Raw genomic sequence first — 25,557 nt, 5'->3', positions numbered from 1 at the left:
TAGAAAGGGTAGAAAGGGTAGAAAGGGTAGATGGGGTAGGAAGGGTTGGATGGGTTGATGGGTCATTAGGTTGGGAGGCGAAGTGGAACGAAGTCCCGCAAAGCGGGATCGATAGGTCAAGAGGCCATTAGGTTGATAGATTATTAGGATGGTTGGAGCGGGAATGGAGTTGTGTTTTTTTGAGGATGAAAAAAGATGAAGGAATAATTGTGTTAGAAAAGAGTATTCACAATGTTTGATGAATGGAAACAATCCACTATTTTAGTGGTTTGATGTGGATTAAGCTATGACAGTAGACCCCCAATATAACGAAGATCAGGATGCGAAGCGCCAGTTGGATGAGATTCTGAAGAACTGCACCCGTTGCCAGTCGGCCGAAGATCACCGGCTCATCATCAAGGCCTTTGAACTGTCGATGGAAGCCCATAAGGGTGTCCGGCGCAGATCGGGCGAGTTGTATATTATGCACCCGCTGGCTGTGGCGCGCATTGTAGGTGAGGAGATAGGACTTGGTGCCAAGGGTATTGCAGCGGCTTTGCTGCACGATGTAGTGGAAGATACCGATTATACGGTGGACGATCTTACAGCTATTTTTGGTGAAAAAATAGCTGGTATTGTGGATGGGCTGACCAAGTTAGAGGGGGCTTTTGACCAGACAAAGTCCAAGCAGGCGGATAATTTCAGGAAGCTGCTCCTGACCATGGTGGAGGATGTGCGGGTGATATTGATCAAGCTGGCCGATCGGCTGCATAATATGCGTACGCTCGACAGTATGCCCGATCATAAAAAGTATAAAATTGCGGGTGAAACTCTGTTTATATATGCACCGCTGGCTCATCGTCTGGGGCTTTACGCCATAAAAACGGAGTTGGAGGATTTAAGTCTCAAGTACGAGCACCCATCTGTTTACTTTGATATTTCAGAAAAACTCAAGGACTATCGCACCCGCAACGATCAAATACTGACCCGCTTTTCATTGCCCATCATCGATCGTTTGAGTCATGAGGGTTTTGAATTCGACATTAAAGGACGACCTAAGTCGGTCTTTTCCATCTGGAATAAGATGCAGAAGAAGTCGGTCCCCTTCGATGAAATCTATGATTTGCTGGCCTTGCGCATCGTCTTTAAAGCCAAGCCCGGCATTCCGGAAAAAACGCAGTGCTGGAGCATCTATTCCCTCATCACCGATGTGTATAAACCAAAGCCGGACCGTTTGAGAGATTGGGTAAGTGTGCCAAAGGCGAATGGTTACGAGGCTTTGCATGCCACTTTTATGGGGCCGGATGGCAAATGGGTCGAGATTCAGATCAGGAGTGAGCGCATGGATGAAATTGCCGAGCGGGGTTTTGCGGCGCACTGGAAGTATAAGGGACAGCAGGATAAGGATACGGAACTGGACAATTGGCTCAAGCAAATACGTGAGGTGCTGGACAATCCGGATGTGGACTCTCTGGAATTTCTGGATGATTTTAAGCTGAATTTGTTCAGTGCCGAGATGATGATTTTTACCCCCAAAGGAGATGTGAAAGTCATGCCCAAAGGCGCTACTACGCTTGATTTGGCCTTTGAGATTCATACCAACATTGGTTATAAATGTATAGGTGCTAAAGTCAATTACAAGTTGGTGCCCTTGAGTCACGAGTTGAAAAGTGGTGATCAGGTGGAAATTCTGACTTCCGAGAAACAAACACCCAAGTATGAGTGGCTCAATTACGTGACCACGGCCAAAGCCAAGTCGCGCATCAAGGAGGCTTTTAAAAAGGAGCGAAAGGCCATGGTTCAGAAAGGGGAGGTGATGCTGGAAGAAGCCCTGAACCAGAAAAGGCTGACCACCAATGCTAAAATTCTCAAGAAATTACAGAGTTTTTATAATTTTCCCAATAAAGAGGAGCTCTACTATAAAATAGGCAAGAAGATTATTCGCTGGATAATCTTCCAAAAATATTGAGCGACAAAACGTCCAATAAATGGGTGCGCTACTGGCGTTTGTCCTTTGGTAAAAAACAGAGTGATGGTCCGGTGAAAGGCACTGGTGCCATTAAATCCATTAAAAAAGGTTCGAAGCCCACCGAAATGGTTGTGTCGGACGACATGGCGGATGAGGAATACATGATTGCTTCCTGTTGTAATCCCATTCCCGGCGATGATTTGGTGGGCTATGTGGACGATAATAACAAGTTGATCTTACACAGTCGCAAATGTCCGGTGGCCATTCGTCTGATGTCGAGTCACGGCAACAAGATCGTCTCCGCCAGCTGGGAGAGCCATAAAATTCTCTCTTTTTTGGCCCTGATCAACCTCTCTGGTATTGATTCCATTGGTATTGTGAGTAAGATTACCAAAGTCATTTCAGAGGACCAGAACGTGAATATGCGATCGATTCATTTCGACAGCCACGATGGCATTTTCGAGGGTGTCATCTATCTTTATATACACAACACCGAGGATTTAAATAATCTGATTTTCAATATTGCCAAAATTAAAGGCGTGCACAATGTCACCCGTCAGGAGCGTATCAAAGGGGGATTGGCCGGTGGCGCCTAAGCGACAACCGAGTAGTTTTTGCGGATAGATTAAATTTATCAACTTCTTATAGGTAAATGCCGTTTTGTTAATTGAATAAATTTAGTAAATTGCAGCGATCTGTTTTTAATCGGATTAAATATGGATAAGATAAAAACCAAAGATGCTGTAAAGCAATTGTTCACTGAATATCTTCAAAACAACGGTCACCGAAAAACACCGGAACGATACGCTATTCTGGATGAGATATATTCGCGCGATGGTCATTTCGATATCGAATCGCTCTATATTTTCATGAAGAATAAAAATTACCGGGTGAGTCGCGCTACCCTCTACAACACCATCGACCTTTTGCTCGATTGTAAGTTGGTTATCAAACATCAGTTTGGTAAAAACATTGCCCAGTTCGAGAAGGCCTTTGAGTCGAAGCAGCACGATCACCTCATTTGTATCCAATGTGGTGATGTGACGGAATTTTGCGATCCTTCGGTGCAGCTCGTGCTGAACAATGCCGCCAAGGTGATGGATTTTCAGGTATCCCACCACTCTCTTTATATTTATGGCATTTGCAGTGCCTGTAATGCCAAAAAGGCGTAAGGCGGTAAAGGAGATAGTTCCGTGGGAGTGCGGTTTTCGAGAAAGGAACCAGATGTCTAAATCTCTGCGACAATAGCCGGTTGCCAGTCTATTGAAGAAATTTAATTTCGGAATTGTACCGTTATCCGATTTAAATTAACTAATTTTACACATCGGAAAGTCATCCCTCTGGGGAGTGGTTTTCCGGTTTTTTTTTGTTTTACAGTTTGGTTAAGCCATTGGGTAAATAATAAATTGTGCCAATGGTTTTTATCGATCATGAATATCACCATATAATCGTATAAAATGAAGGTAGATGTTTTATTAGGTTTACAGTGGGGCGATGAAGGCAAAGGTAAAGTTGTTGACGTATTAACCCCAAAATACGATGTTATCACTCGCTTTCAGGGTGGACCCAATGCGGGACACACTCTGGAGTTTGACAACAAAAAATTCGTATTGCACAATATTCCCTCCGGTGTTTTTCATGCCGATAAAATCAACGTGATAGGTAATGGCGTGGTGCTCGATCCCATCACCTTTAAAAAGGAGGTAGATGGCCTGTTGGCCAAAGGGACCAACCTGCACAATAATCTGTATATCTCGAAAAAAGCCCACCTTATTTTACCCACGCATCGCTTGCTCGATGCAGCTTCTGAAGCATCTAAAGGAGCCACCAAAATTGGGTCCACGCTGAAAGGTATTGGTCCCACCTATATGGACAAGACCGGTCGTAACGGACTGCGTGTGGGTGATATTCTGCACAATTTTGAAGAAAAGTATGCCGATCTTAAAGCCAAGCATCTGCGTTTGCTGGAGATGTACGACTTTGAATACAATCTGGATGAGTTTGAGGCCGGACTGATGGAGAGCATCGAAGCCCTGCGTCAGTTTAAACTGATCGATAGTGAGCATGAGCTCAACCGTTACATGCGGGAAGGCAAAAGTCTGCTGGCCGAAGGGGCCCAAGGTACTTTGCTGGACATTGACTTCGGATCTTATCCCTTTGTGACTTCTTCCAACACCGTTTGTGCCGGCGCCTGTACCGGAATGGGTATCGCCCCGGGAAACATCGGTGAGGTTTTTGGTATTTTTAAGGCCTATTGCACCAGGGTGGGGTCAGGCCCATTTCCCACTGAACTCTTTGATGAGGTTGGTGAGAATCTGCGCAAAAATGGCAATGAATTTGGCTCCACTACCGGTCGCCCGCGCCGCTGCGGATGGATCGACCTGGTCGCCTTGAAATACAGCGTCATGATCAATGGTGTAACGCAGCTCATCATGATGAAGAGCGATGTTTTGAGCGATCAGGCCATCATCAAGGTCGCCACCGCCTACAAAATGGGCGATGAAGTCACTGAAGAATTCCCCTACGAACTGCCCGATAATCTGGAGCCTGTTTATACCGAATTACCCGGTTGGAAGTGCGACCTGACCAACGTGCGTTCAGAAGATGAATTCCCTGAAGAACTTAATTTCTATATTGAGTTTCTGGAGCGTGAACTGGGCGTACCCATCACCATCATTTCGGTGGGACCCGACCGGGAGCAAACCATCATCCGACAATAAACAAGAGATTCTTTTATAGGCAAAACCCCGGAGCAGTGCTTCGGGGTTTTGTGTCAAATAAAGCTAAGCACAATGATTGGGTGCTTTGTTTTTAATGTTATTAAGAACCTCTTTCTTTAGAATTCTCTCCTCTTCAATATCATAATCATTTTGCAGCCCCAGCCAAAATTTGGCAGAAGTACCAAAATAGGAAGCAAAGCGCAGAGCAGTGTCCGCAGTAATTCTGCGATTTCCTTTAATTATTTGAGAAATTCTTGTTTGAGGTATGGCCGTGTCTTTAGCTAATTTATAGGCGGAAATTTTAAATGCCTTTAAAAACTCTTCAAGCAAAATCTCTCCGGGATGAATATTTGGTAGTCTTTCCATTTTTATTCCTCCATGATCCAAAAGAATTAATCATGGTTTTGGGTTAAAGTTACTGTCGTCAAAGGTAAGTAGTTTGGGCTTGATTGTCAAAATTCTTTTTGGATTTTTTTTGTTATTGTTAATTACAGTTGTTTTTTAAATCAGGATGAGTTAATTTTGATGCCATCTAGATTAATTCTGTATTGAATTGTTATACAATACTTAGTGGATTTATTTTAAAACTTACTTGCTTGTAAGTATTGATTTTTATGTTAACCCTAATTCCTTATCCATGTTTGGACACAAATGTTTTTTACGCGTTGGCCAGTTAGATGACTCTAGTATCAGTGGCCTGTATCGCGACAGTTATGAATTACTATCCTGCAATTATGCTTTTGCCCAGGGAACGGATCGAAACGGTAAGCCCCAGACCGATGTAAAAGGAGGAACCATCGATGTGGTTTACCCCAATGTCCCCCCTACAGAGTTGATAAGATGGATGCTCAAATCCGGAAAGCTTGAAAACGGCGCTCTTGTTATTTGTGATGCTAACGACATTCCCTTACAAAAGATTTTGTTTGAAGATGGCGCTTGTGTTGCACTTAATGTGGATTATTCTCAGCAAGGAGCATCTTTTACCTCAACTTCAATGACCATCCAGGTCAACAAAATTAAGATCGGCGAGGTACAATTAGAAAATCGTTGGGTAAAGTAATTTTAAAAAGAAACAGTTATGTTTGGATTTCCGCAAATAGACAGTGATTATACCGTTTGGCTTCAGCTGGATGGCAAAGAATTTGAATTGGATAATTTCAATATTGGTTTTGGCCAGGCGGTGGACCACAAAGGACAGCCTCAGGATGAAGTCAGAGGGGGTTTACTTCGGGGCACCTTTTTGGAGACTGTCCCCGATAATGTGTTCCACTGGGCCATGAAGAATACAGCTAAAGAAGGCAGTGTGGTGTTTAAAGTCAAATCAGGAAGTTCACCTTTCAAGGTGGACTTTATGAATGCCTACTGCATCGGATTTAAGCAGCAGATTGATTCTGTGGGTGGAGGGGTAACCTCGGTCATAACCATTTCTCCTGACGAGTTGAGGATTAACGATATAAGTTTGATAACCATTGGTAAAAAAATAGCCCATGCCCAGATATATTTCTGAAGAGGATTTCACCCATCTCCGCAATCATAAGATTCTTTATGAAGGCTATGTGATTGGGGTTGGTTATGCCTATAAGAATACCATTGATCCAGGCAAGTTCAGCAATCATGGAATTAAGTGTAACCTCGCATCTCTTGAAGCACAGTTTGTAGATGTTTCTCAGGAAGCCTACAACAGAAGCTTTTTGCAAACGGAAACTGAGACCAGACAATCCAGTACCCATGTCGAACCTCATTGGAAGGAGAAGCTGTCCAACTACCCGCATTACAGTGTAAGTGGCGATAAAGAGGCTTCCGATGAGGATAGGGAAGTGAGCCTCTTAATAGCCTTTTTGAAGGCCGTTAGCAGGATTAAACTGTCAGGATCTGGCGACCATGTTGGTGATGGTCGCTTGTTTTCTCAAGGCACATTTCTGACCCTAACCTCCAAAAATGGCGGTTTTGGACCGCCCATTCACTCCGGCGGAAATATCAAAATCATTTATGTAGATGCTGATAGATTACCAGGTTTACTTGGCTTAGCCAGAGGTCGCGGAGCAACCCGCTATAAGTCGCGGAATGTGCCAAAAACCAGTCGTTTAGCTAAAGCAGTTGAGGCCATAGGTGAACAAATGGAAAACCTAATAGATACTGGTACTTTGCTTAATGCCCAGACCTCCGTTCAGCAAGCCCTCATGACCGAAATAAAAGCCGGTGACCGTTTTTTCAACAATGATACCGATTCTGCTTTAATTAGGGAGAAGGATGCCTGGGAGATGGCGGGAAGAGTCCGTGCCGACACAATTTATTTTCATGCCAAACGAACTCCTTCATATTGGGCAGATGGAGATCGGGCATATTCAAAAGGAGAAATTATGGGAGTAACAATTAAGTATGGTGTTAGAGAGGATGGCTGGTGTGATTCATTAAAACACATTAGGTATTAAATATATTACTTTATGATAATTAAATAACATAAAAGATGCCAGTTATTCGAACAATGATAAGGTTTACAATATTTCGGGACATAGTAACAAGAAATATATTTTTGTTTTTCTGGGTACTTGCATTTTTTATCGGAGGAGCCTCTTGTTTGAATAGCTCGCACAAAGAACTTGTCCGTAAGCATGAAGTATTGCATGTTGTTTTGTCGGACGTCCTTAATTTTCAAGCAAGGTCGGTTATTATCGATAATGATACCATAAGAATTGCTGAAATTGCATTATTGTCCAATTCTTTTTCAGATCTTAATCTTGATAGTGCTGGTATATTATCAATCTTCAGCTATAATACACCCCCATTAAGTCATTCCTTTTTTAATGAAAATAAAATTGGCCTCTACAGCCAAATCAGCAGCCTTAAAACTACTGTTTGGGACTTGTCTTTAGTAAATGAGAATGTCCGGATCTTAGATTTTGAGGAAGTTCTTGCCAGTAATGCTTCCCGAAGCGATCTAATGTTGATTGCCAAAAACAGACACAAGATGAGTGTTTTATACATTAGCGAGCCTGTTTTTAATAAGGTGGGAGATGTACTTGTTTCAGCAAAAATATTTACCGCTAGGCATAATATTGATAGGTGTTATTTGCTAAAAAGGAACGGTGGTGCTTATGTCATCAATGAGGAGTCAACTATCGTTTCACGCATTCATCAGGAAATAGAAGATGACGTTATTAAAGAATATGAGTTATTTCTAGGGCAGTATGACTTGTAAATTTAATAGTTTTGTAAGTTTGATATTGGTATTGATCTGTCTATTCCTAGGGTGCAGATTGTTTTCGGTACAAATTGAGCTAAAAGCATATTTACAAGAAGAGAGAGGGAATGTGGGCTATAAGCCTGTTGTTGTAGAAAGAAGTAATGTTCTAAGTATGGGAGAGGAGTATATTGCAAATATTTACCTTGTAAGGGTTGAACCGGATAACCTTCCTCAAGTTATTGTTTGCGACTCCGTTCCCGTTGAGGGTTTTAATCTTGGGATGTTGCAGGACACTCTTCCATTTATTTCAGAATTTCAGACTCATGAATATCGTTATTTACCTAAAAGAATTGGTGAGCATAGTTGGGCCGGAGTCCTAATTAATCCTAAAGATAGCCTCCAATATTTTTTCCAAGGCAGCTACACCGTTGAATAGCGAATTTTCCACACTTATTCATTTTTTATTCCACTATCGTTACTAAAACAACTAGATTTTTTGGAGTTAAATAAAACGAGATGGGCCATTTTGTTTTCATAGCAGTTATTTGGATTCATGAATTAACAAACATTTTCGCAAGACAAGCCTGATAAATACCTTAACAACTATCATCAATCAGAATACCTATTTTTAGGGATTGTGAGCATCCTGTCTGCCCAATACCTTTGTCAACTTTGAAAAGGATAAGGACATTAAAAGAATAGACTTTGGGAAAACAGTTGTTATGGTTGGGGCAGGTGGTCGCTTTTTGGGTGTTGGTTTTTTCTTACTCAACGGTTAGCGGACAAGAGAGTATGGCTGCGGTTATTAGCGGTACGGTTACTTCTACCTCTGGTGAAAGACTTCCAGGTGTGACCTTGATAGTATCCGGATTGAACTGGGGCACTGTAACAGACGCGCAGGGCGCGTTTGAATTTAAGGATGTTCCTGGTGGCACTTATGGGTTGCAGGCCAGTTCCATGGGGTATGAGACCATACGTAAATCCCTCGAGGTTTCTGAAAGGATCGTAAAGCTTGACCTGGTACTTCGGGAGACTTCCTACACGATGGATGACGTGGTGGTGAAGGGAAAGTCGGCCACCCGACTGGTTACCGAACAGGCCTATCAGGTTTCATCTGTGTCTGCCAAAGATTTATTCAACAGTACCGCTGATGCCAAAGCCGTTATGAATCGGATTTCCGGGGTGAGAATTCGTGAAGAGGGGGGCTTGGGTTCCAATATGGATTTTACCCTCAATGGATTTTCGGGCGAACAGGTGAAGTTTTTTATGGATGGCATTCCTATGGATAACTTCGGAGCTTCCCTGGGCTTGAGCGATCTGCCCGTGAATATGATTGAAAGGGTGGATGTGTATAAGGGCGTTGTTCCTGTTTGGCTGGGGACGGATGCGCTGGGCGGGGCTGTAAATATTGTGACCAGTCGAAAAAGTAACTATCTGGATGCCTCCTACTCCTATGGTTCGTTCAACACGCAAAGGGCTTCTGTTAACGGCGCCCACACCAATTCTGAAACAGGCTTTACGGTAAGAGGCCATGCTTTTTATAATTATTCTGACAATAATTATGAGGTGCTGGCTGAAATTGTTGAGAACAATACCGTTGTAGATACCACCGAAGTGGAACGCTTTCACGACAGGTACCGATCGGGCACGGTGAAGATAGAGTCGGGCTTTGTCAATAAAGGATGGGCCGATATTTTTCTGCTGGGATTACTCACCACATTTAGTGATAAGGAGGTGCAGCATGGCGCTACCATGAGTACGGTTTATGGTGGAATTGTTCAGAACAGTCGGTCCCTCATACCAACCTTACGCTTCAACAAAAAGAATTGGCTGGAGGGGGGATTGGATGTCAGTCTCTACAGTGCCCTCAATTTTGGGGAATCACAGGTGGTCGATACTTTGAGCGGCGTGAGGTATAACTGGCTGGGCGAACGGTCGGTCTCCCGCACCAATGATGGTCAGGTGTCGGATGATGGCGAATTTTTAAAAACCAACAGCACCTTAGATGAAGATGAATTCACCAGTCAGCTAAACGCCGGCTATGCCATCAGTCCCCAAAGTTCCATGGCCGTGAATTATGCGGTCAATTACTTTCGACGCCAGGCTTTTGATATTGAGAATCCGGATAATATCGATAATAAATACCCCAAATCGCTTTTGAAGCAAGTGGTGGGCGTGGCCTATAAACTGGATTTGGGTAGTAGATTAAGCACGACGCTTTTCGGAAAGTTTTTTGCTTTGCATGCCTCTACTTCAAAAGAGTTTGATTTTGCCCTGGAGACCCAACGGGTGGAAGCGGTGGAAAGCAATAAGCAAGAATTTGGGTATGGGTTGGCCACTACGTATGATTTATTGTCTGATCTTCAGGTGAAAGCGTCATACGAGCGCACCAACCGCATGCCCATGCCCCTTGAGCTTTTTGGGGATGGCCTGTTTGTGGGTGCCAACCCGGATCTGGGACCTGAGCGAAGCCATAATGTGAATGTCGGACTGGGATATCGGCTCGACCGATATCCCAAACACCAGCTGGAAGTGGGGAGTAGCTTTGTTTATCGCAAAGCCTATGATTTAATCTATACAGTGGTGACCGTTTCCAGTCCCGTGACCCATTACGACAACCTGAGTTCCACCAGAGTGTATGGACTGGAAGGTCATTTTAAGTACCAATGGAACAATCAATTTCATGTGGGGGGTAATGTTACCTATCAGGATATCAGGGACCAGGCGGAGCGCATTTACAACAGCTCATATACCGGTACCGGCTGGCAGAAAAATTACCACTATGGTTTTCGTCTGCCCAATAAGCCCTTTTTCTTTTGGAATGCCAACGCAGGTATGAACCTAAAAGCCCCGGTCATGCCCGGGGCAACTTTAAATGTGAACTACTTCCTCAATTACGTAGAGAAGTATTTCCTAACGTGGGCCGAATTGGGATCTTCCAATGATAAATATGTGATTCCCCGGCAAATATCCCATGATTTGGAATTGGGATATAGCTGGCAGAATGCCCGCTATAACCTGTCGGTGGCCTGCAATAATCTGCTGGATGCCCGATTGTATGATAAGTATTATCTGCAAAAACCCGGTCGCTCCTTTAGTATCAAATTAAGATATGCCATTTAAAAATATTTATTAATCATTAAACATCAACCAATGAAAAAGTTCAAAAAGTTTTCTTTATTGCTGATAAGCAGTCTCCTCTTTGGCGGGAGCTTACTTTTATCTTCGTGCAGCGAAGATGATAACAAAACAGATGAATTTCAGGGAGAGGATGCCTTTGCCCTTTCGCTGGCCTACCAGGGAACCGATGGTAATTTTACTTACTACACCGTCAAATTTGAAGACGTGATGAGCGGGAGCCTTTCCGCTTTTGGTAAGGGCATTGATCAACTGGGGTATTTCACCTATAATCAGATAGGCGACAAGATTTACAGTATTGGGGGCATGGGGACCAATAGCCTGATAGGATTGGAAAACGATGCAAATGGCGATTTGTATGAGACAGGCGGTATTTCCTCTTTTGATAACAGTCTGAACGATGTGGTGGAAACCGAAGACGGAAAGCTGTTGGGTGTGGAAATCTCCTCCACCTCAGATGTGGTGGTTTTGCATACCTTAGATGCTGCCAGTCTCACTGTGAACGCCACAAGTACCACCGCTGTCTCTAATCTCACCAGCGCCAGCGGCCCTTCCTTTTCGGGTATGGTTCAGAGTGGCAACTACGTTTACCTGAGCTACTATATCAGCGATCCGGCCACCTACGCCACCAACCATACCGATGTGGCACAGGTAGCTGTATTTTCCTATCCCGAACTGGAATTTGTTAAAATAATAGAGGATACACGAACCGGCCCCATTGGTGGATTTGGCACCCATTCCGGATTGATTAAAGATGAGTCGGGCAACGTCTATGCCCTGTCGCATTCAAACCCTGCCAACGGATTCAGCCAGTTTACCAAAGAAGCTGCCATCCTTCGCATCAACAGCGGAGCAACGGAATTTGATCCGGACTATTTCTTTGCTTTTGACGAGGTCGCAGAGGGAAAAACAACGGCCCACCTTCTTTATCTGGGTAATGGAAAAGTATTGGCTGAAATGAATATGAAAGCCAGAGCCGACCAGTCCACCTGGTCGGACAGCCCCCTGAAGCCAGCAATCCTCGACCTTAATGTCCAGACCATCGATTACATCGATGAGGTGCCGGAACATTCAGGCCTGGGAAGAAAACTGGCTTCAACGGCCTTGCATGATGGAAATTATGTTTATATGTGTATTCCTGAGGATGTGAGTCTCTATGTGTATAGAATCAATCTGCAGGATTATACGGCCGTAAAAGGCGCCGAAGTGGAAGCCAATTTTGTGGCCGGTTTTTTTAAATTATAAAGAATAAATAGCGATATGGGGATTTGGAAAAGCAGAATTAAACCAATCATTTATTGGTTGCATCTTTGGCTGGGATTATTTTCGGGCCTGATCCTATTTGTGGTGAGCATTACCGGGGCACTCTCTGTATTTGAGCAGGAGATAAAAGACCTCATGGAGCCATGGCGTTTTGTAGAAGCGCAGGACCAAAGTTTTGCTCCACCCAGTCAACTCCTGGATACCGCCGCCCGTTATGTCCCCGGACAGGCCGCCACCGGTCTGACCTACGAAGACAAGGAAGGCGCAGCCGCCGTTGGCTTTTGGTCGCAGGAAGGTGCCAACAACGTCTTTAGCGTTGTTTTTCTGAATCCCTATACCGCTGAGTTTATCAGGAAAGACACCCATTTTGCCGAAGGGACGTTCGATTTTTTTCATTTCATCATGGACGGTCACCGTGCCTTATGGTTGCCCTACGAGATTGGCCAGCCCATTGTAGGCATTGGTTCATTGATTTTCCTGTTTTTGCTACTGTCCGGTCTCATCATGTGGTGGCCCAAATCCTGGCGCAAGTCCGAGTCCAAACGCGCCTTTAAGATAAAATGGAAGGGCAGCTTCAAACGCCTCAACCACGATCTTCACAACGTATTGGGCTTTTACGTTTTGGTATTTGCCCTGGTCATTGTGGTCACCGGACTGGTGTGGAGTTTCGACTGGTTTGGCAAGGCGGTTTATTACATGACTTCCGGCGGGAAAAGCAAGACCGAACATGTTCATCCACATTCGGATGTGGCCCATAAACACCTGGCCAACAACGACACAATCCCCGCCATCGATCGCGCCTTTTACAAAGCCTTTGAAGTGGAGCCCAACCCACAGCGCATTTACATGACGCCCACCCTGACAGAAGAGGACGCTTCCATCGAAATTGTGTTTTTCAAATACCAGGGGAAATTTTACCACCACAACACCTATTTTTTCGACCGCTACACCTTAGAGCCCTTACGGGTAGAGAACGATCGCTACGATGAAGCCGATTTTGGACACCGTCTCGCCGAAATGAATTACGACTTGCACACCGGGCGCATTTTGGGCCTTCCCGGAAAAATCCTGGCCTTTTTGGTCAGTTTAATCCTCGCCAGTCTGCCCGTCACCGGCTTTTTGATTTGGTACCAAAAACAGCGAAAGAAAAAGAAGCAGCGACAATCCTTATTGGAGCAATTACATTCGTAGGTGCAATATGATTAAGAGCTTGAAAGCCTCGTGAACCATTAAAGCGTTCACGGGGCTTTTTGTTCCCTTCTCAATTCCCTTTGTTGAACATTCTGTAGAGTTTCGAGGCTATGCGCCCCAGCAGCCAGAGTCCCGGTCCCGTAATCCCACAGGTATAAGCCAGTGCCCGACCCGGCCACCGGGTCGCCCATCTGGCCAGCCACCACCTCGATTGCACCACCTTCTCCACCACCCCTTTTACCCTGCCAAAAGGAAGGGGCGGATCCACCAGTCGGTTCCCATCGCCATAGGTTTGCAGATTGCCATCCGACTTCCGCACCAGACGGTGCGCCACCCAAATGTCATTCCGCTCAAACACCACAATGTCTCCTTTGCACAGAGCCTCATAAGTCACCGGCTTCACCAGCACCACATCCCCCTTCATCAAAAGCGGAAACATACTCATGCCCCGCACCGACACCTGCACGGGTTGTCCCTTCGACAGCAAGTCGTCCAATACGGAGAGATATTTATCCGGTGATAGTTGCGCCATGGTTTTTAAATGTGCGAAAATTGGCAATGAAATAGTCGATAATAATAGACAAAATACTTCAACATAAATAATCCTTTAAAATATTTTTGCAAAAAAGATGGAGTTGATTGATGGTTCAATTATTCTTCAAACCAGATCAATTTAGAGCACGCTGGTGTGTTACTGTTTAGTAATCGCTCTCTTCTTCTGAGTCTGTTTTGGAACACTCGGTTTATTTTAATGATTGCTTCAAGAAGGTACAGAGTGTCATGTTATTAATCTTGAAGTGTTGAACAAAATATCTGATAGGCTGTTTAGGAGGGGTTGTAAAATTATTTTGTTAGGAAGTTGCTCCAGAGGAGGCTCGCTGAGCTGAAAAAAAGTTCATCACAAAATTCAGGCCATTGGTCAATATTTTGTTGACATTACCGTTTTTAGTCGCAACCAAAAACGGGAAGCCTGCGTACAAAACCTTAACAGCCCGAATTAAGAAGTAAATTGGCTTGGGAATGAATTGAAACAAAAAAGTGTCTGGAGAGAGATATTGAGAGTTAAGAATACACAAAACGTTTCGTATGAAGAAGATATACATCGTGAAGTTGAGTTCGTTTATAGTGCTGAGCTGTTTCTTTTATAACAGTTCCTTTGCAAATTATATAAGCAAGGCCAATTTTGAAGGTGATTACGAGAATCCTTCAGCTTGGAATACAGATCAATGGCCCAACAGACCACCCTCCATGGATGGTAATGTAAGCGATGCCGCACTGGACATATCTAAAGGTGCCATAATAACAAGAAATGGCGATTTTAATCCAGTAACGGTTACTGTGAAAGGGACGTTTATTGTAGATGGAAACTACACCAACAATCAATGGGGAGGTGTTACCATTGAGAAGGATGGTAAGCTTGAAATTTTCGGAGACCTAATTGGTTCTGCCGGTATAACTGTTAAAAAGGGGGGTGTTTTGCTTGTTCATGGAAACCTTTCTTCAACGGGATCAGGAATAACTTCTCATGGAGACATAATCGTTGTTGGTAATTTTAGTACTTCTTCTAATACAACCGTGCAAAACAATGGTAATTTGATTGTTGGCGGGGACTTTACCCATGATGGAGGCGGATTTAGTATTAATGGAAATGCAAATGATACAAAAGTTTACATTTTGAATCCAGATGCAGTGGTTACCGGCCCGGATTGGTCCGTAATTCAAAATCCGGAAATGGTTGGGGATTTGGAGGACTTTCAGGCTGATGAGCCAAATTCTCCACTGGGCGATATTGTAAATGAGGTGGTAGTTTCTGTTGTTTTAGGATTACAATGGAAAACTGATATTGATAATAATTCCTGGCGTATTGCTACGAACTGGTCAGGAAACAAAGTCCCAGTTGCAACTTCCAACGTTAGAATCAAAAGTTCGGAATTTTATCCAGTCATTTTAGCCACGGATGAACTTGTAGAAGTCAAAAATCTTATCATTGAGGAAGGCGCTTCACTGACCCTTGCCCCAGGTGCTCAACTTACAGTTAATGGGAAGCTAACCGTAAAAGTCGGAGGTCGACTTTTGCTGGAGCATGAATACGGAGAGGGGAAAATGGCTTCTTTGATCACCAAGGGTGAAGTGGAAGGCGAAGTAGAAACTAAGCTTACTTTACCGCAAAATCAGTGGTTTTATATTGGTAGTTCCAGAAAAGAAGCGGTATTTAGCGATTTTGGGGCCGGCAACGATGGCGTGATTATTAATGTCTATAGGGCCGGAAATTGGTGGGGCATTAAATCGGGGCTTGCCGCTCGTTCCTTGCGCCCTATAGAAGGAATAACAACTAATTATCTGCCTGCCGAAGGTGATCAAGACCGGGTTATTACCTATACCGGGGAGCTTAATAATGTGGCTGTTAGTCGCACCTTTGACGAGTCCGGTTATCATTTGATGGCAAATCCCTATCCCTCATTTATTGATTGGAAGATACGGAGGCTTTTGAAAGACCAGCGGTTGATGGAACCATGTGGTATCGAAGTAAAATAGGTGAAGAAATGGTTTTTGTCACCTATAACCGTAATGCTCCCAGATTTGCAAAGGTCGCGTTGGCGCCCTTTGACAATATGTCTCTTGAAATAGAAAAAGAATTTTCTTTGATTCCTCCTATGCAAGCTGTTTGGGTCAATGCGCTTGAAGCTGGCGCCACTTTAACCGTATTGCCTTCCGCACGAACCCATGGAGAAGCCAAGTCTAAACTTAAGCGTTCAGGTTCCGGCTCAACCGCTGATGTTTTAAGAATTCAAACGGAAAACAAGCACGCGCGTGATGGTGCTGTGTTGTATTTTTCTGATGATGCGGATCATGCCTTTGATAAAGGAGATTCTGAAAAGTATTTTAATGATTCGAAGAATGTTTCTGAGATTTATACACGTGTTGGTGATCGTGCCTTAGCCATCAATGGGATGCCCATGCTTTTAGAAGATATGAAAATGATTCCTTTAATTATCCGAAACAATGAGGAAGGGGAGGTTTTGTTGAAATTTGATTTAAGCTACTTCACGGGTCAGCATACCATTTATTTAGAGGACCGGGAGACGGGAGCTTTTGTGAATTTGTTTCATGAGAATGAATACAGTTATTCTGTTACGAGAACCGGAGAGGTGGATGATCGCTTTGTTCTGCATTTTTATAAAGTTTCTACTGATTTAGAAACCCCGGGGGAGGATGAAATGGATGCCGGTAATGAAATTAAAATTAAAAGTATAGCCGACAAAGTATTGGTGAGTATGTCTCCGGAATTGTTAGGCACAGGCAATGCTTATGTTGAGATATACACCTTGAATGGTCGCAAAGTCGATACAGTGCCTTCCCGCAGTAGTCGCACCCTCATATTTTTACCTGCCGAACGCGGTGTATATATTATTCGTGCAGTGGCTAATAATAGGGTAAAGAGTGAAAGAGTGGTTAATGCCGGAAAATAAGGTTAGGCAACCATTTTTCAACTTTAGCGTAAAAGAGAGTTATAAAAGCTCAGGATAGTTAAGTAGGATATTATTTAACGGAATTATCAGTTGCAATAAAATATCAAATCACGATTATATGAAGAAATTATACAACCTGAACAGGTTTCTATTAATGACAGGTCTGGTAGCATTGAGTTTTAGTGCTCTTGGACAGACGGGGCCTGCCGGAATTGGCAATGCTACCGGAGTTAATGGCCAACCTGAGAATATTATTTGGTTTGATGCAGCGAGACTAAACCTCAACAACAATGAACCTGTTGAGCATTTGACTGATTTCTCTGGCAATGAAAACCATGCTGAGCAATCAGTTGTTGCTGCAAGGCCACAGTTTTTAACAGGGCAATTAAATGGGCAACCGGCGATATCCTTCGATGGTTCAGATGATTTTATGCCTTTCAACGGAAATGTAATCGCCTCAAGCGATTATACAGTGTTGTTCGTTGGTAAAAGAAGGAGTAATAGTTCTTTTAGGGCGCTGGTTGGCGGAACAAGCTCTGCAAGTAATACCAATCTACATATATATTGGGAAAATAGCAATCAGATACGTTCTCATCATTATGGGAATGATTTACAGACGGATATGGTAGCGGCTGTGGAACCTTTTTCCGGAGGACGAGAAGTTAACACTTATGGTGTTTTCTCGACATCACTTAATTCATCCTTACCCTCTGCCCAGCGAAAAAATTTCCAAAATAATCAGTTTCTCGGATCACGAAATAGTAACGCACAGCTTACTTCCTGGGATGGCGCTGCACTGGGACGTTATCGTACATATTTTCACGATGTTGACGTCGCTGAATTCATAGTTTATAAGTCGGCATTGACAACAGCTCAAATGCAAATTGCTTCTCAATACCTGGCTTTAAAGTACGGCATTGCGATTGATAACGATATTTTTACGGCTCCTGTCGGCTATGATGCGAATATGGCAGGCATAGGCAAGGAAGCCGACGGCATACATGCATTAGCTTCTGTTTCCGGTTTATACATTCAGGAAAATGGAAGTTTCGATAATGGAGAATACTTGTTTGTTTCAGAGAGTGATGTCATAAATGACAGTCCGGTTACAAGTAATTTACCTTCTGGCGTTGAGGAGCGATGGAAAAAGGACTTTTCCATCAGTAAAGTGGGTAGTTTTAACGCCTCTGTAATATTTGACTTGTCAGAAGGTATTGTTAATGGTCATTATCCCAGTGATATAGATAATTATGTATTGTTGTATCGCGCTGGAACTGCCGGGGATTATTCTGTGGTACCTGGTGCACTTGTTGAATTTGGTTCTAATACCCAGGTTAAGTTTGATGTTGCCGATGCAGACCTACAGGATGGTTATTATACCCTGGGTACTACGGATCAATATGCCAGTCCGGTAATTGGCAAAGATGGTGTTACCTGGTACACCTTGGTGAGTGGTGATTGGAATGATCCACAAATATGGACCCTCGATCCGGCAGGGATGTTGCCAAACAATCCCACCAATACCTATCCGCAACAAGCCAGTGATAATATAGTGATTCGTAATGGGCGTACAGTCACTGTGCTGTCCAATGACCTTATAGGGAATCGCTTAACCATTGATGGACGTCTTGACTTGGGTACCACTAATGGACACTTATTTAGCGAGATTCGCGGTAATGGTCGTGTTTTAATGGCAGCAGACAATTTTCCTGACGGTGACGCATCTCATTTTACCGGAGGAGGAAAAGGAGAGGGAACCGTTCAGTTTTATGGCGGCAGTTATGATATTGCTCAGTCCAGACGGTTTTTTAATGTTGAGATAGGGTTAAATGCGATAGGGGAGACAGTAACCTTGCTAGATGATTTGACCGTTGAAGGATATCTGAAAATTGATCGTGGAGGTTTGCGTATTAATAATGATGCATCGACCTCCGTGTTAGATATTGATATACAAGGAAACGTCTATGTTGAAGCCAATGGACGAATATCCACCGGAGAAGGAAACACCAGAGGCAGTTATTCAATTGGGGGGTCCATGCCCGCGACTGGAGAATATCACAATATTTTTCATCAGTTTCGGGTAGGGGGTGATTTTATTAACAGAGGTAGTGTGCGCTTGACGAACCAGACAGCACCTGTTTACAATCAGTTTGCTGATAATGGTGCCGTAACGCTCAGGTTTTATGGTGGTGCGAATAACATAATGCAGCTTTATGGCTTGACAGATCTCTATAATTTAGTGGTTGAAAAGGGCACGGATAGAACTTACTCTCTGGAAGTTTTTAGCGATGATGTTGCTTATTTTACACTATTTGGACCTAATAGTGCCGGACGCGTTACCAATAGTCCTTTTTCGGCTGCCAATCCTGAGGTAAGAAAAGCTTTATGGATACGATCCGGGACTTTGAAGTTAACCGGTGAGATCAGTATACCTACACTCACAGAAGGAAGTTCAGGTGGTGGGAATGGAGATTATGCCGTTGGTCAGAATGCCGCTCTTTGGATTGCCGGCACTGGAGTAAGTGTCTATTCAACGGCCTCTGATCAAAATCAAATTACAGGTTATGAAACAACAGCAACTGGTGTTGCAACAGGCGGAAGTAATCAGGCGATGTCTCTTTATGGCGCATTCAGAATTTCAGACGGTGTTTTTGGCACACGAAACAGCGCAGGATTCATTTTTTGGTCGGAATCCTACGCACAAGTGCGCATGGATGGAGGAACAGTAGATGTTTCACAGTTTAGAAGTGGAGCCGTAGGTGGTGGAAAGACTTCCTATACCCAAACTGGTGGAACTTTTGTTGTAAGAGGAAATGTTACAGAGGCAGGTGAAAAATCCAGCAGCTATGCCATTTTTGGTTTTGACAGCGAGGATGCCGTTTTTAACATGTCAGGCGGAAGCATCCTATTGCATGATACGGGCGGCGGTGATGTAAATGGTTTATATATTCCCAGTACTACAGGCAATTATAATGTAACCGGGGGTAGCATTATAATAGATATTCCCAACAACCGGAATTTTGAGATCGCTTCCAATGCCAATTTATGGAATTTGGAGATTAAGCGATACGATGCAACCGGGACCTCTACCGTTTTGCTTAAGCAGGATTTAAAAGTTGGCAGGGATTTCATAATTAATGATAATACCTTGGTTGAGGTGCAGGATGGTACGGATTATTATGACCTTTATGTGGGGCGAAATTTTGATTTGAAAAGCAGTGGTGATTACCAAGCAGGCGAAAATACCACTCATTTTTACTCCAATCAATCCGGGGTGATATACGCCAGAAATAATTCCGTTGCTGCGCCATTGGTTTTTCATGATGTGATAATTAATAAAGATCAGGCCTGGGATCCAACGATTTTCAGGGCGGTTTCTTTGGGTAGCACTGGCAGAACAACTGATCCGACAGACATCAACAATACCGCGATTAAGATTCTGGGTGATTTGAAGATTAACCGCGGTGAGTTCAACACCTTCCGATATAAAGTGGCCCATACAGGTAATATAGAAATCGTGGATGGCCGTATTCTGGCCAATGCCACCAATCCCGGTAGAATTGTGCTCAATGGAACTACCGAGCAAACCATTAAGGGAGCGCTTACCCAACAGCAAAGTTTTGGAACCATTGAGTTGGTTAATACTGCCGGCGCTAAATTGTTAAGCAGTATTGAGGTGAGCGATTTCTATTTGCATACGGGATTAATGAATCTGGATACCTATAATCTTCGTGTGACTGGCAGCATTGCTGCCACCAATGGTGTTTTTGGTGCCGATAGGATGTTTGTGACTGCCGGGAATGCTTCAGATGGAGGTCTTACTTTGCCACTATTTCTTGAAAACAGAGATTATTCAAACGAGCAGGTTCTTTTATTTCCAATAGGCTCAGAAACTCAATTCAACACAGGTGCTGTTCTCGTGGAGGGTAACCCAGGAGAAGTTTCAGGTGATTTCACAATGAATGGAGTGAATAAATCTCATCCTTCAGCTTCCAATGCTGCAGATGTTCTCAATTATTATTGGGTTTTACGTCATTCCGGATTGGAAAGCGTCAATCAAAATAGCATTAGTTATCAGTTTTCTTATCAACCGGGTGGACTCGATAATAATTGGCGCGCTGCCAGATTGATAGAAGGTACAACTGATTGGATTACAGGATCTAATAATACGGTTAATTCTCCTGTTGTTAATTTCTCCTCTGCGGGAATAGTGTCAGGAGACTTTACCGCCGGGAAGAATAATGGCTTTAACAGTTTAACAGTTATTACAGTCGTGTTGCAGATGGCAACTGGTCTGATAAAAGCTCTTGGTCAACTGTCGGTTATGGTGGTGCTGCTTCAAATAAAACGCCTGATACCTATGACATTGTTAAGATTGGCTACCATGGTTCTCCGGGCAGCATTACCCGACATAGGATTACATTAAATACCGGAACTTCTGCCAATCCGGTCGAAATTGCTACTTTAGTGCTTGAGCAAAACCCTGAAGCCAATGGGGTTGAAGGAAATATGTCCCGTTTGATTATTCCACCCAATAGAGGATTAAGGGTGAATGGAAAAATCACAGGTAATGGTGAGATTCAATATCAAATGGATGCATCTAATACGCCTCTTTTGGAGGGCGATCTAGGGGATTTTGTCACCAATCCTGAGGCGAGTTTTATTATGCGTTCGAACTCTGGAAATGTTATAGCGCCAGCTCATCTTAATCGTTTTCCAAGGCTTAGTGTTCCTGGATCAAGCGCTGAATGGAGTGATGGTAATTCGGTGACTTTTGCAACGGATATAACTTGTATAAATTTGAATGTGCGCTTTGGTGGCACTTTGCGTTTAAACAATGGTTTAGAAGGTGATGTTCACGTTTTAGATTCCTTAAGAGTCGGAGGAATTGGAACAGATAATAGTGGACGGATTATTTTTCCTAATTCTGGTAATGTTCGCACCTTGCGAGTTGGAGGCGATATAGCCTTACATACAGATGGGACCAATTTTACGAATAATCAAATATTTGTAGAAGGTGGAGGAAGTTCCAATTTGGAACATCGGCTGATTGCCAGCGGTAATATTGTATTGCGGAATCCTGAGTCTTTTCTGAATCTTTTTACTGCCAATGATGGGCAACAAAGTAATGTGATTTTAGAATTAAGTGGTGATGAAAGTGCCTCTTTTTCTAGTGTTGCATCAAGTCAGCCTTCCTTCTATCGGCTTGTTTTAAATAAGCAGTCCAACCGTAACTTTACCTTTAATAATTCGTTTACGCTAAACGGACCGACTGATGGCGAGGTAAAAGCGTTGGAACTTATTGGCGGAACGCTGAATTTATGGGACAGTGGTATTGATCTTACACTTACATCTGGTGGCCCGGATTTTAGAATTCCTGCCGGTACAGGACTGTATCTTGGGAGCAGTGCCACTGTGAGGGTATCGGGTGATAATACCGGAATTTGGCTGGATGGAACCATTACGGGCGGTTATAATACAAATTTTTTCCTGAATGGAGGCACTAATAATTATATAGAATACACATCCTCGGGGAACTCCAGTATTATTTTACATCAAGCTAACTTTTATGTAGGTTCACAAATTCGTCGTTCAGAATTAGCCGAAGAGGGTATCCTGAATTTTCGACAAAATCACGTCAACTCGACAGTGAAAATTGGAACTAATGCTCATTTGGGTGGCGTAACCAACCGCGGTGTTTTTGAGATGGTGTCGCCGGGTTCTTCATTTTATCAGGCTGCCGGTGCAAGGATGAGCATTGTCAATGCTGTTCCAAATTCGACGATTCCTTCGCTTAATATTAGCCTGACTTCTGATGCGGTTGATTTGGGGGATGGTTCCATTATTGCTTTTGGCGATACTGAAACTGAGGTGGATCAATCGTTCGGACTTTTTTCATCTATTAATCTGAAGGATGTGCATGTTGATAATCAAGCCGGCAACAATCCCAATGTCAGCATGAATGTTGTTTCTGCTTCAATTGATAATTTGACCATTGATGCCGGAGCGACATGGTTGGCTAATGGATTGGATTTGATCATCTCAGGCGATTGGACTAATGCCGGAAGTTATGTTTCAGGACAAAACACCACTACATTTACCGGTCTTGTTGATCAAAATTTTTCAGGAAATACCACTTTCTATAATTTGGAGAAGTCTGGTGGGTCTGATTTAATTCTGGATAATGCCAATGCTGATATCGTAGTGGACAATAGGTTCGTTTTTGACGCTGGTCAGTTACAGGGTAATGATAATGAAGTCTTTGTTAAAGGTGATTTAAGCTTTGACGGGCAATATTTACACTCAGGTACCTCTAAGGGAATTGTTATGGGTGGTACTGAGGCTCAAAAATTAACCGGGAATGGCGTCTTTGGGATGTTGACTGTTAGTAATCTGAGCGGAGTGGATGTGACGGTTGGCAATCAGTTGACCGTCAATGATCGGCTCAGGTTGGAGCAAGGCGTTTTGAATATTGGCAGTAACCTATTCATTCTTGGTGTTGATAGTGAAATTGAGGCTGGAAATCCTTTTTCGGTTTCGAATATGATACAGACCAATATTTCATTCACCGATAATGGTGTAAAGAAATATATTCCTTCGGGAGCCTTCTCTTTCGTTTTTCCAATGGGGTCTGCCGGAAAATACACACCGGTCTCTTTTGATATTTCTGACAATACCAATGTATCCGGTAGTTTGCTGGCTAAGCCCGCAGGTGAATACCATCCGAGTGTCCTTGACCCGGATAATGTTTTGCATTACCATTGGGTGCTTCGTGCTGAAGGGTTATCGGATTTCAACGGAACTGCAAGAATGCGTTATTACCCGGTTGATGTGAAACCCGATCCCGCAAACATTAATAATTATGTGGCAGCTCGTTTATTATCTGACGGCTCAGGTGAGTGGAATAAGTTTTCGGGAGAAGAGGTCATTGATATAACAAATAATCAATTGGTTTTTACTTTTATTGATGCCGATGACAATGGAATTAGTGGAGATTATACGGCCGGTCTGGATGAGGCTATTCCGGATCAGGTACCAACTTATATTTCCAAGACATCTGGTAGCTGGAACAATACTTCTACATGGGACACTTATCCAGAAGCAGGTGGCGTAGTGCCCGGAGGAGGACCAAGAGGTTCCATGGTGATTGTGGCCCATAGTGTAGATGTTCCTGCGAATTTTATTTCTTCTTACAGGACAACCATTCTTGAAAATGGAAATCTTGAACTGGGATCCACTTTTGGTCACCGTTTGGGTGATGTGCTCGGAAACGGGATATTAACCATCGAAAGAGGAGATCTTCCGGCCGGTGTTTATGATGAATTCTTTTCTGCCAATGGAGGAACGCTTGAATTTAAAGGTAGTTCTGATTATGATATCTTGAGTGACATTACACAGGTAAATCACCTTAAAGTGACTGGTCTGGGGGCCAGACGACTACCCAACCTAAGTTTACAATTGTTAGGAGACTTGACCATTGATGGCGTTAGCTTGCAAAATGAGCACTATCAAACACTTGCTGTAAAGGGGGACGTTAATTTTGTATCCGGAAGTTTTAATGCCGGTTTTGGATCCAATGCCAAGGTCGTTTTTAATGGTTCTCAATCTCAGTCAGTGACCGGAAGCCAGGATTTTACAGGGGTTAATGAATTTCATCGATTGAATGTTAATAATTCAGCAGGGGTATTGTTAACTACCGATGTCGATGTGGCAGAAGTGGTGACTTTGACTAACGGACGTATAATAGTCAGTGATGGCACAGTGTTCTCCATTTTAAACCCTGCAACGGATGCCATTGTTGGGGCTTTAGCAACCAGATACATTGATGGACCACTTTATAAACGAATTAATTCTGGCACTTCGTTCGATTTTCCTTTGGGAAATGAAGGTCGTTACGGGAATATTAAGGTAGAGAATGTTACTGCATCCGGTATGTGGCGCGCCCAATACCATAGCAGTTCACCCAGTGGTGCTGGACTCTCCACCGGCAGCAAAGAAGCACCGGTGCAGTATGTGAGCTCCAGCGAGTATTGGAACATTGAAGCGCCGGCTGCAGCAACAGCTCAGGTGACCCTGCGCTGGGATGCTTCCAGTGGGGTTAATCCCGCAGAGTCAGGTTTGCGTGGCGTTCAGTGGTTGACCGACAAATGGCATGAGGTGTCCTTGAGCAATGTTTCCGGGAATTCTACTGCCGGTACTGCTAAAACCAGTCCTGCGTTGAACTTTAATGCCAACCCTGGAGAAGGCAATTACATTACCTTTGGTGCTATCACCATTCCTGCTTACACATGGACTGGTGCTACAGACACAGATTGGTTTAAAGCAGGTAACTGGACCAACAGTACGGTTCCATCTGCCAGTGCCAATACGACCATTGCTTCCACTGCAAATATGCCTGTGATTACAGGCGCTAATGTGGCACAGGTGAATAATCTGATCATTGACGCCGGCGTGACTTAACTGTTGCCTCCAACGGAAAGCTGACCGTGAATGGAGATTTGAATATTGCTGCAACGGGCGAGTTGGTTTTGGACAATGGTTATGGTGTGAATGGCATGGCATCTTTAATTACCCATGGACAAATTCTGGGAACCGGTTCAACCCGGATCAGATTAACCACTCCTCCCAATCAATGGTTCTATC

18 protein-coding genes are annotated in these 25,557 nt (G+C 43.6%); 16 read left to right on the top strand and 2 right to left on the bottom strand.

Annotated elements, in window-relative coordinates:
* Positions 1–286: 286 nt before the first annotated feature.
* The 4 genes from JCM15548_RS17180 to JCM15548_RS17170 all read left to right on the top strand — a co-directional run bounded on the left by JCM15548_RS17180 (position 287) and on the right by JCM15548_RS17170 (position 4,668).
* On the top strand, positions 287–1,948 hold the full coding sequence (locus JCM15548_RS17180; protein WP_083985218.1) for a RelA/SpoT family protein: 1,662 nt from the start codon (positions 287–289) through the stop codon (positions 1,946–1,948).
* The gene (locus tag JCM15548_RS24610; RefSeq protein ID WP_083985217.1) at positions 1,945–2,544 is read left to right on the top strand and encodes an ACT domain-containing protein; all 600 of its coding nucleotides are present in this window, start codon (positions 1,945–1,947) and stop codon (positions 2,542–2,544) included. The genes JCM15548_RS17180 and JCM15548_RS24610 overlap by 4 nt, the downstream gene beginning before the upstream one ends.
* A 120-nt stretch (positions 2,545–2,664) precedes the next feature.
* Complete coding sequence (locus JCM15548_RS17175) at positions 2,665–3,120, top strand: Fur family transcriptional regulator (protein ID WP_062127954.1); 456 nt, start codon at positions 2,665–2,667, stop codon at positions 3,118–3,120.
* A gap of 285 nt (positions 3,121–3,405) precedes the next feature.
* On the top strand, positions 3,406–4,668 hold the full coding sequence (locus JCM15548_RS17170) for an adenylosuccinate synthase (RefSeq protein WP_062127951.1): 1,263 nt from the start codon (positions 3,406–3,408) through the stop codon (positions 4,666–4,668).
* A 63-nt stretch (positions 4,669–4,731) separates the two neighbouring features.
* Here the strand turns inward: JCM15548_RS17170 and JCM15548_RS17165 are convergent, their stop codons facing one another.
* Positions 4,732–5,055, bottom strand: a complete 324-nt coding sequence (locus tag JCM15548_RS17165; protein ID WP_227625983.1) for a HigA family addiction module antitoxin — start codon at positions 5,053–5,055, stop codon at positions 4,732–4,734.
* Positions 5,056–5,305: 250 nt separating this feature from the next.
* On the opposite strand from JCM15548_RS17165, the gene tssD (JCM15548_RS17160) reads away from it, so the two are divergent.
* The 8 genes from tssD (JCM15548_RS17160) (at position 5,306) to JCM15548_RS17125 (ending at position 13,444) form a co-directional block, all read left to right on the top strand.
* Complete coding sequence (gene tssD / locus JCM15548_RS17160; RefSeq protein WP_062127956.1) at positions 5,306–5,728, top strand: type VI secretion system tube protein TssD; 423 nt, start codon at positions 5,306–5,308, stop codon at positions 5,726–5,728.
* Between the two features lie 18 nt (positions 5,729–5,746).
* Positions 5,747–6,175: a type VI secretion system tube protein TssD gene (tssD, locus tag JCM15548_RS17155; protein WP_227625982.1), complete on the top strand. Its 429-nt coding sequence runs from the start codon at positions 5,747–5,749 to the stop codon at positions 6,173–6,175.
* On the top strand, positions 6,156–7,100 hold the full coding sequence (locus tag JCM15548_RS17150; RefSeq protein ID WP_062127949.1) for a hypothetical protein: 945 nt from the start codon (positions 6,156–6,158) through the stop codon (positions 7,098–7,100). The genes tssD (JCM15548_RS17155) and JCM15548_RS17150 overlap by 20 nt, the downstream gene beginning before the upstream one ends.
* Before the next feature lie 35 nt (positions 7,101–7,135).
* Positions 7,136–7,867: a hypothetical protein gene (locus JCM15548_RS17145; RefSeq protein WP_062127947.1), complete on the top strand. Its 732-nt coding sequence runs from the start codon at positions 7,136–7,138 to the stop codon at positions 7,865–7,867.
* A 58-nt stretch (positions 7,868–7,925) separates the two neighbouring features.
* Entirely contained in the window at positions 7,926–8,288 is a 363-nt protein-coding gene (locus JCM15548_RS17140; protein WP_157482896.1) for a hypothetical protein, read from the top strand.
* Between the two features lie 269 nt (positions 8,289–8,557).
* Entirely contained in the window at positions 8,558–10,975 is a 2,418-nt protein-coding gene (locus tag JCM15548_RS17135) for a TonB-dependent receptor (RefSeq protein ID WP_062127943.1), read from the top strand.
* A gap of 30 nt (positions 10,976–11,005) precedes the next feature.
* Positions 11,006–12,235 (top strand): DUF4374 domain-containing protein, encoded by a 1,230-nt coding sequence (locus JCM15548_RS17130; RefSeq protein ID WP_062127941.1) that lies wholly within the window; start codon positions 11,006–11,008, stop codon positions 12,233–12,235.
* A gap of 15 nt (positions 12,236–12,250) precedes the next feature.
* Positions 12,251–13,444 (top strand): PepSY-associated TM helix domain-containing protein, encoded by a 1,194-nt coding sequence (locus JCM15548_RS17125; protein ID WP_062127939.1) that lies wholly within the window; start codon positions 12,251–12,253, stop codon positions 13,442–13,444.
* Positions 13,445–13,514: 70 nt separating this feature from the next.
* Here the strand turns inward: JCM15548_RS17125 and JCM15548_RS17120 are convergent, their stop codons facing one another.
* On the bottom strand, positions 13,515–13,976 hold the full coding sequence (locus JCM15548_RS17120; protein WP_062127937.1) for a signal peptidase I: 462 nt from the start codon (positions 13,974–13,976) through the stop codon (positions 13,515–13,517).
* A 554-nt stretch (positions 13,977–14,530) separates the two neighbouring features.
* Between JCM15548_RS17120 and JCM15548_RS17110 the strand changes: the two genes are divergently transcribed.
* The 4 genes from JCM15548_RS17110 (at position 14,531) to JCM15548_RS17095 (ending at position 25,374) form a co-directional block, all read left to right on the top strand.
* A complete protein-coding gene (locus tag JCM15548_RS17110) occupies positions 14,531–15,979 on the top strand; it encodes a DUF8693 domain-containing protein (protein WP_062127933.1) in 1,449 nt (482 codons plus the stop codon).
* Entirely contained in the window at positions 15,913–16,914 is a 1,002-nt protein-coding gene (locus JCM15548_RS17105) for a T9SS type A sorting domain-containing protein (RefSeq protein WP_157482893.1), read from the top strand. Before JCM15548_RS17110 ends, JCM15548_RS17105 begins: the two co-directional genes overlap by 67 nt.
* Before the next feature lie 118 nt (positions 16,915–17,032).
* Positions 17,033–21,340: a hypothetical protein gene (locus JCM15548_RS17100; protein WP_062127930.1), complete on the top strand. Its 4,308-nt coding sequence runs from the start codon at positions 17,033–17,035 to the stop codon at positions 21,338–21,340.
* Positions 21,341–21,381: 41 nt separating this feature from the next.
* On the top strand, positions 21,382–25,374 hold the full coding sequence (locus JCM15548_RS17095) for a hypothetical protein (RefSeq protein ID WP_062127928.1): 3,993 nt from the start codon (positions 21,382–21,384) through the stop codon (positions 25,372–25,374).
* The last annotated feature ends 183 nt before the right edge of the window (positions 25,375–25,557 follow it).

It is taken from the genome of Geofilum rubicundum JCM 15548, from assembly GCF_000974365.1.
GTDB lineage: Bacteria > Bacteroidota > Bacteroidia > Bacteroidales > Marinilabiliaceae > Geofilum > Geofilum rubicundum.
The sequence above is the reverse complement of the archived record's forward strand: the minus strand, read 5'-3'. Positions and strand labels throughout refer to the sequence as shown.

Bases quoted from the DNA above. Each gene is read 5' to 3' on its own strand.
- JCM15548_RS17180 (WP_083985218.1), top strand. From the start codon at position 287: ATGACAGTAGACCCCCAATATAACGAAGATCAGGATGCGAAGCGCCAG.
- JCM15548_RS17175 (WP_062127954.1), top strand. From the start codon at position 2,665: ATGGATAAGATAAAAACCAAAGATGCTGTAAAGCAATTGTTCACTGAA.
- JCM15548_RS17170 (WP_062127951.1), top strand. From the start codon at position 3,406: ATGAAGGTAGATGTTTTATTAGGTTTACAGTGGGGCGATGAAGGCAAA.
- tssD (WP_062127956.1), top strand. From the start codon at position 5,306: ATGTTTGGACACAAATGTTTTTTACGCGTTGGCCAGTTAGATGACTCT.
- tssD (WP_227625982.1), top strand. From the start codon at position 5,747: ATGTTTGGATTTCCGCAAATAGACAGTGATTATACCGTTTGGCTTCAG.
- JCM15548_RS17150 (WP_062127949.1), top strand. From the start codon at position 6,156: ATGCCCAGATATATTTCTGAAGAGGATTTCACCCATCTCCGCAATCAT.
- JCM15548_RS17145 (WP_062127947.1), top strand. From the start codon at position 7,136: ATGCCAGTTATTCGAACAATGATAAGGTTTACAATATTTCGGGACATA.
- JCM15548_RS17130 (WP_062127941.1), top strand. From the start codon at position 11,006: ATGAAAAAGTTCAAAAAGTTTTCTTTATTGCTGATAAGCAGTCTCCTC.
- JCM15548_RS17125 (WP_062127939.1), top strand. From the start codon at position 12,251: ATGGGGATTTGGAAAAGCAGAATTAAACCAATCATTTATTGGTTGCAT.
- JCM15548_RS17120 (WP_062127937.1), bottom strand. From the start codon at position 13,976: ATGGCGCAACTATCACCGGATAAATATCTCTCCGTATTGGACGACTTG.
- JCM15548_RS17110 (WP_062127933.1), top strand. From the start codon at position 14,531: ATGAAGAAGATATACATCGTGAAGTTGAGTTCGTTTATAGTGCTGAGC.
- JCM15548_RS17100 (WP_062127930.1), top strand. From the start codon at position 17,033: ATGAAGAAATTATACAACCTGAACAGGTTTCTATTAATGACAGGTCTG.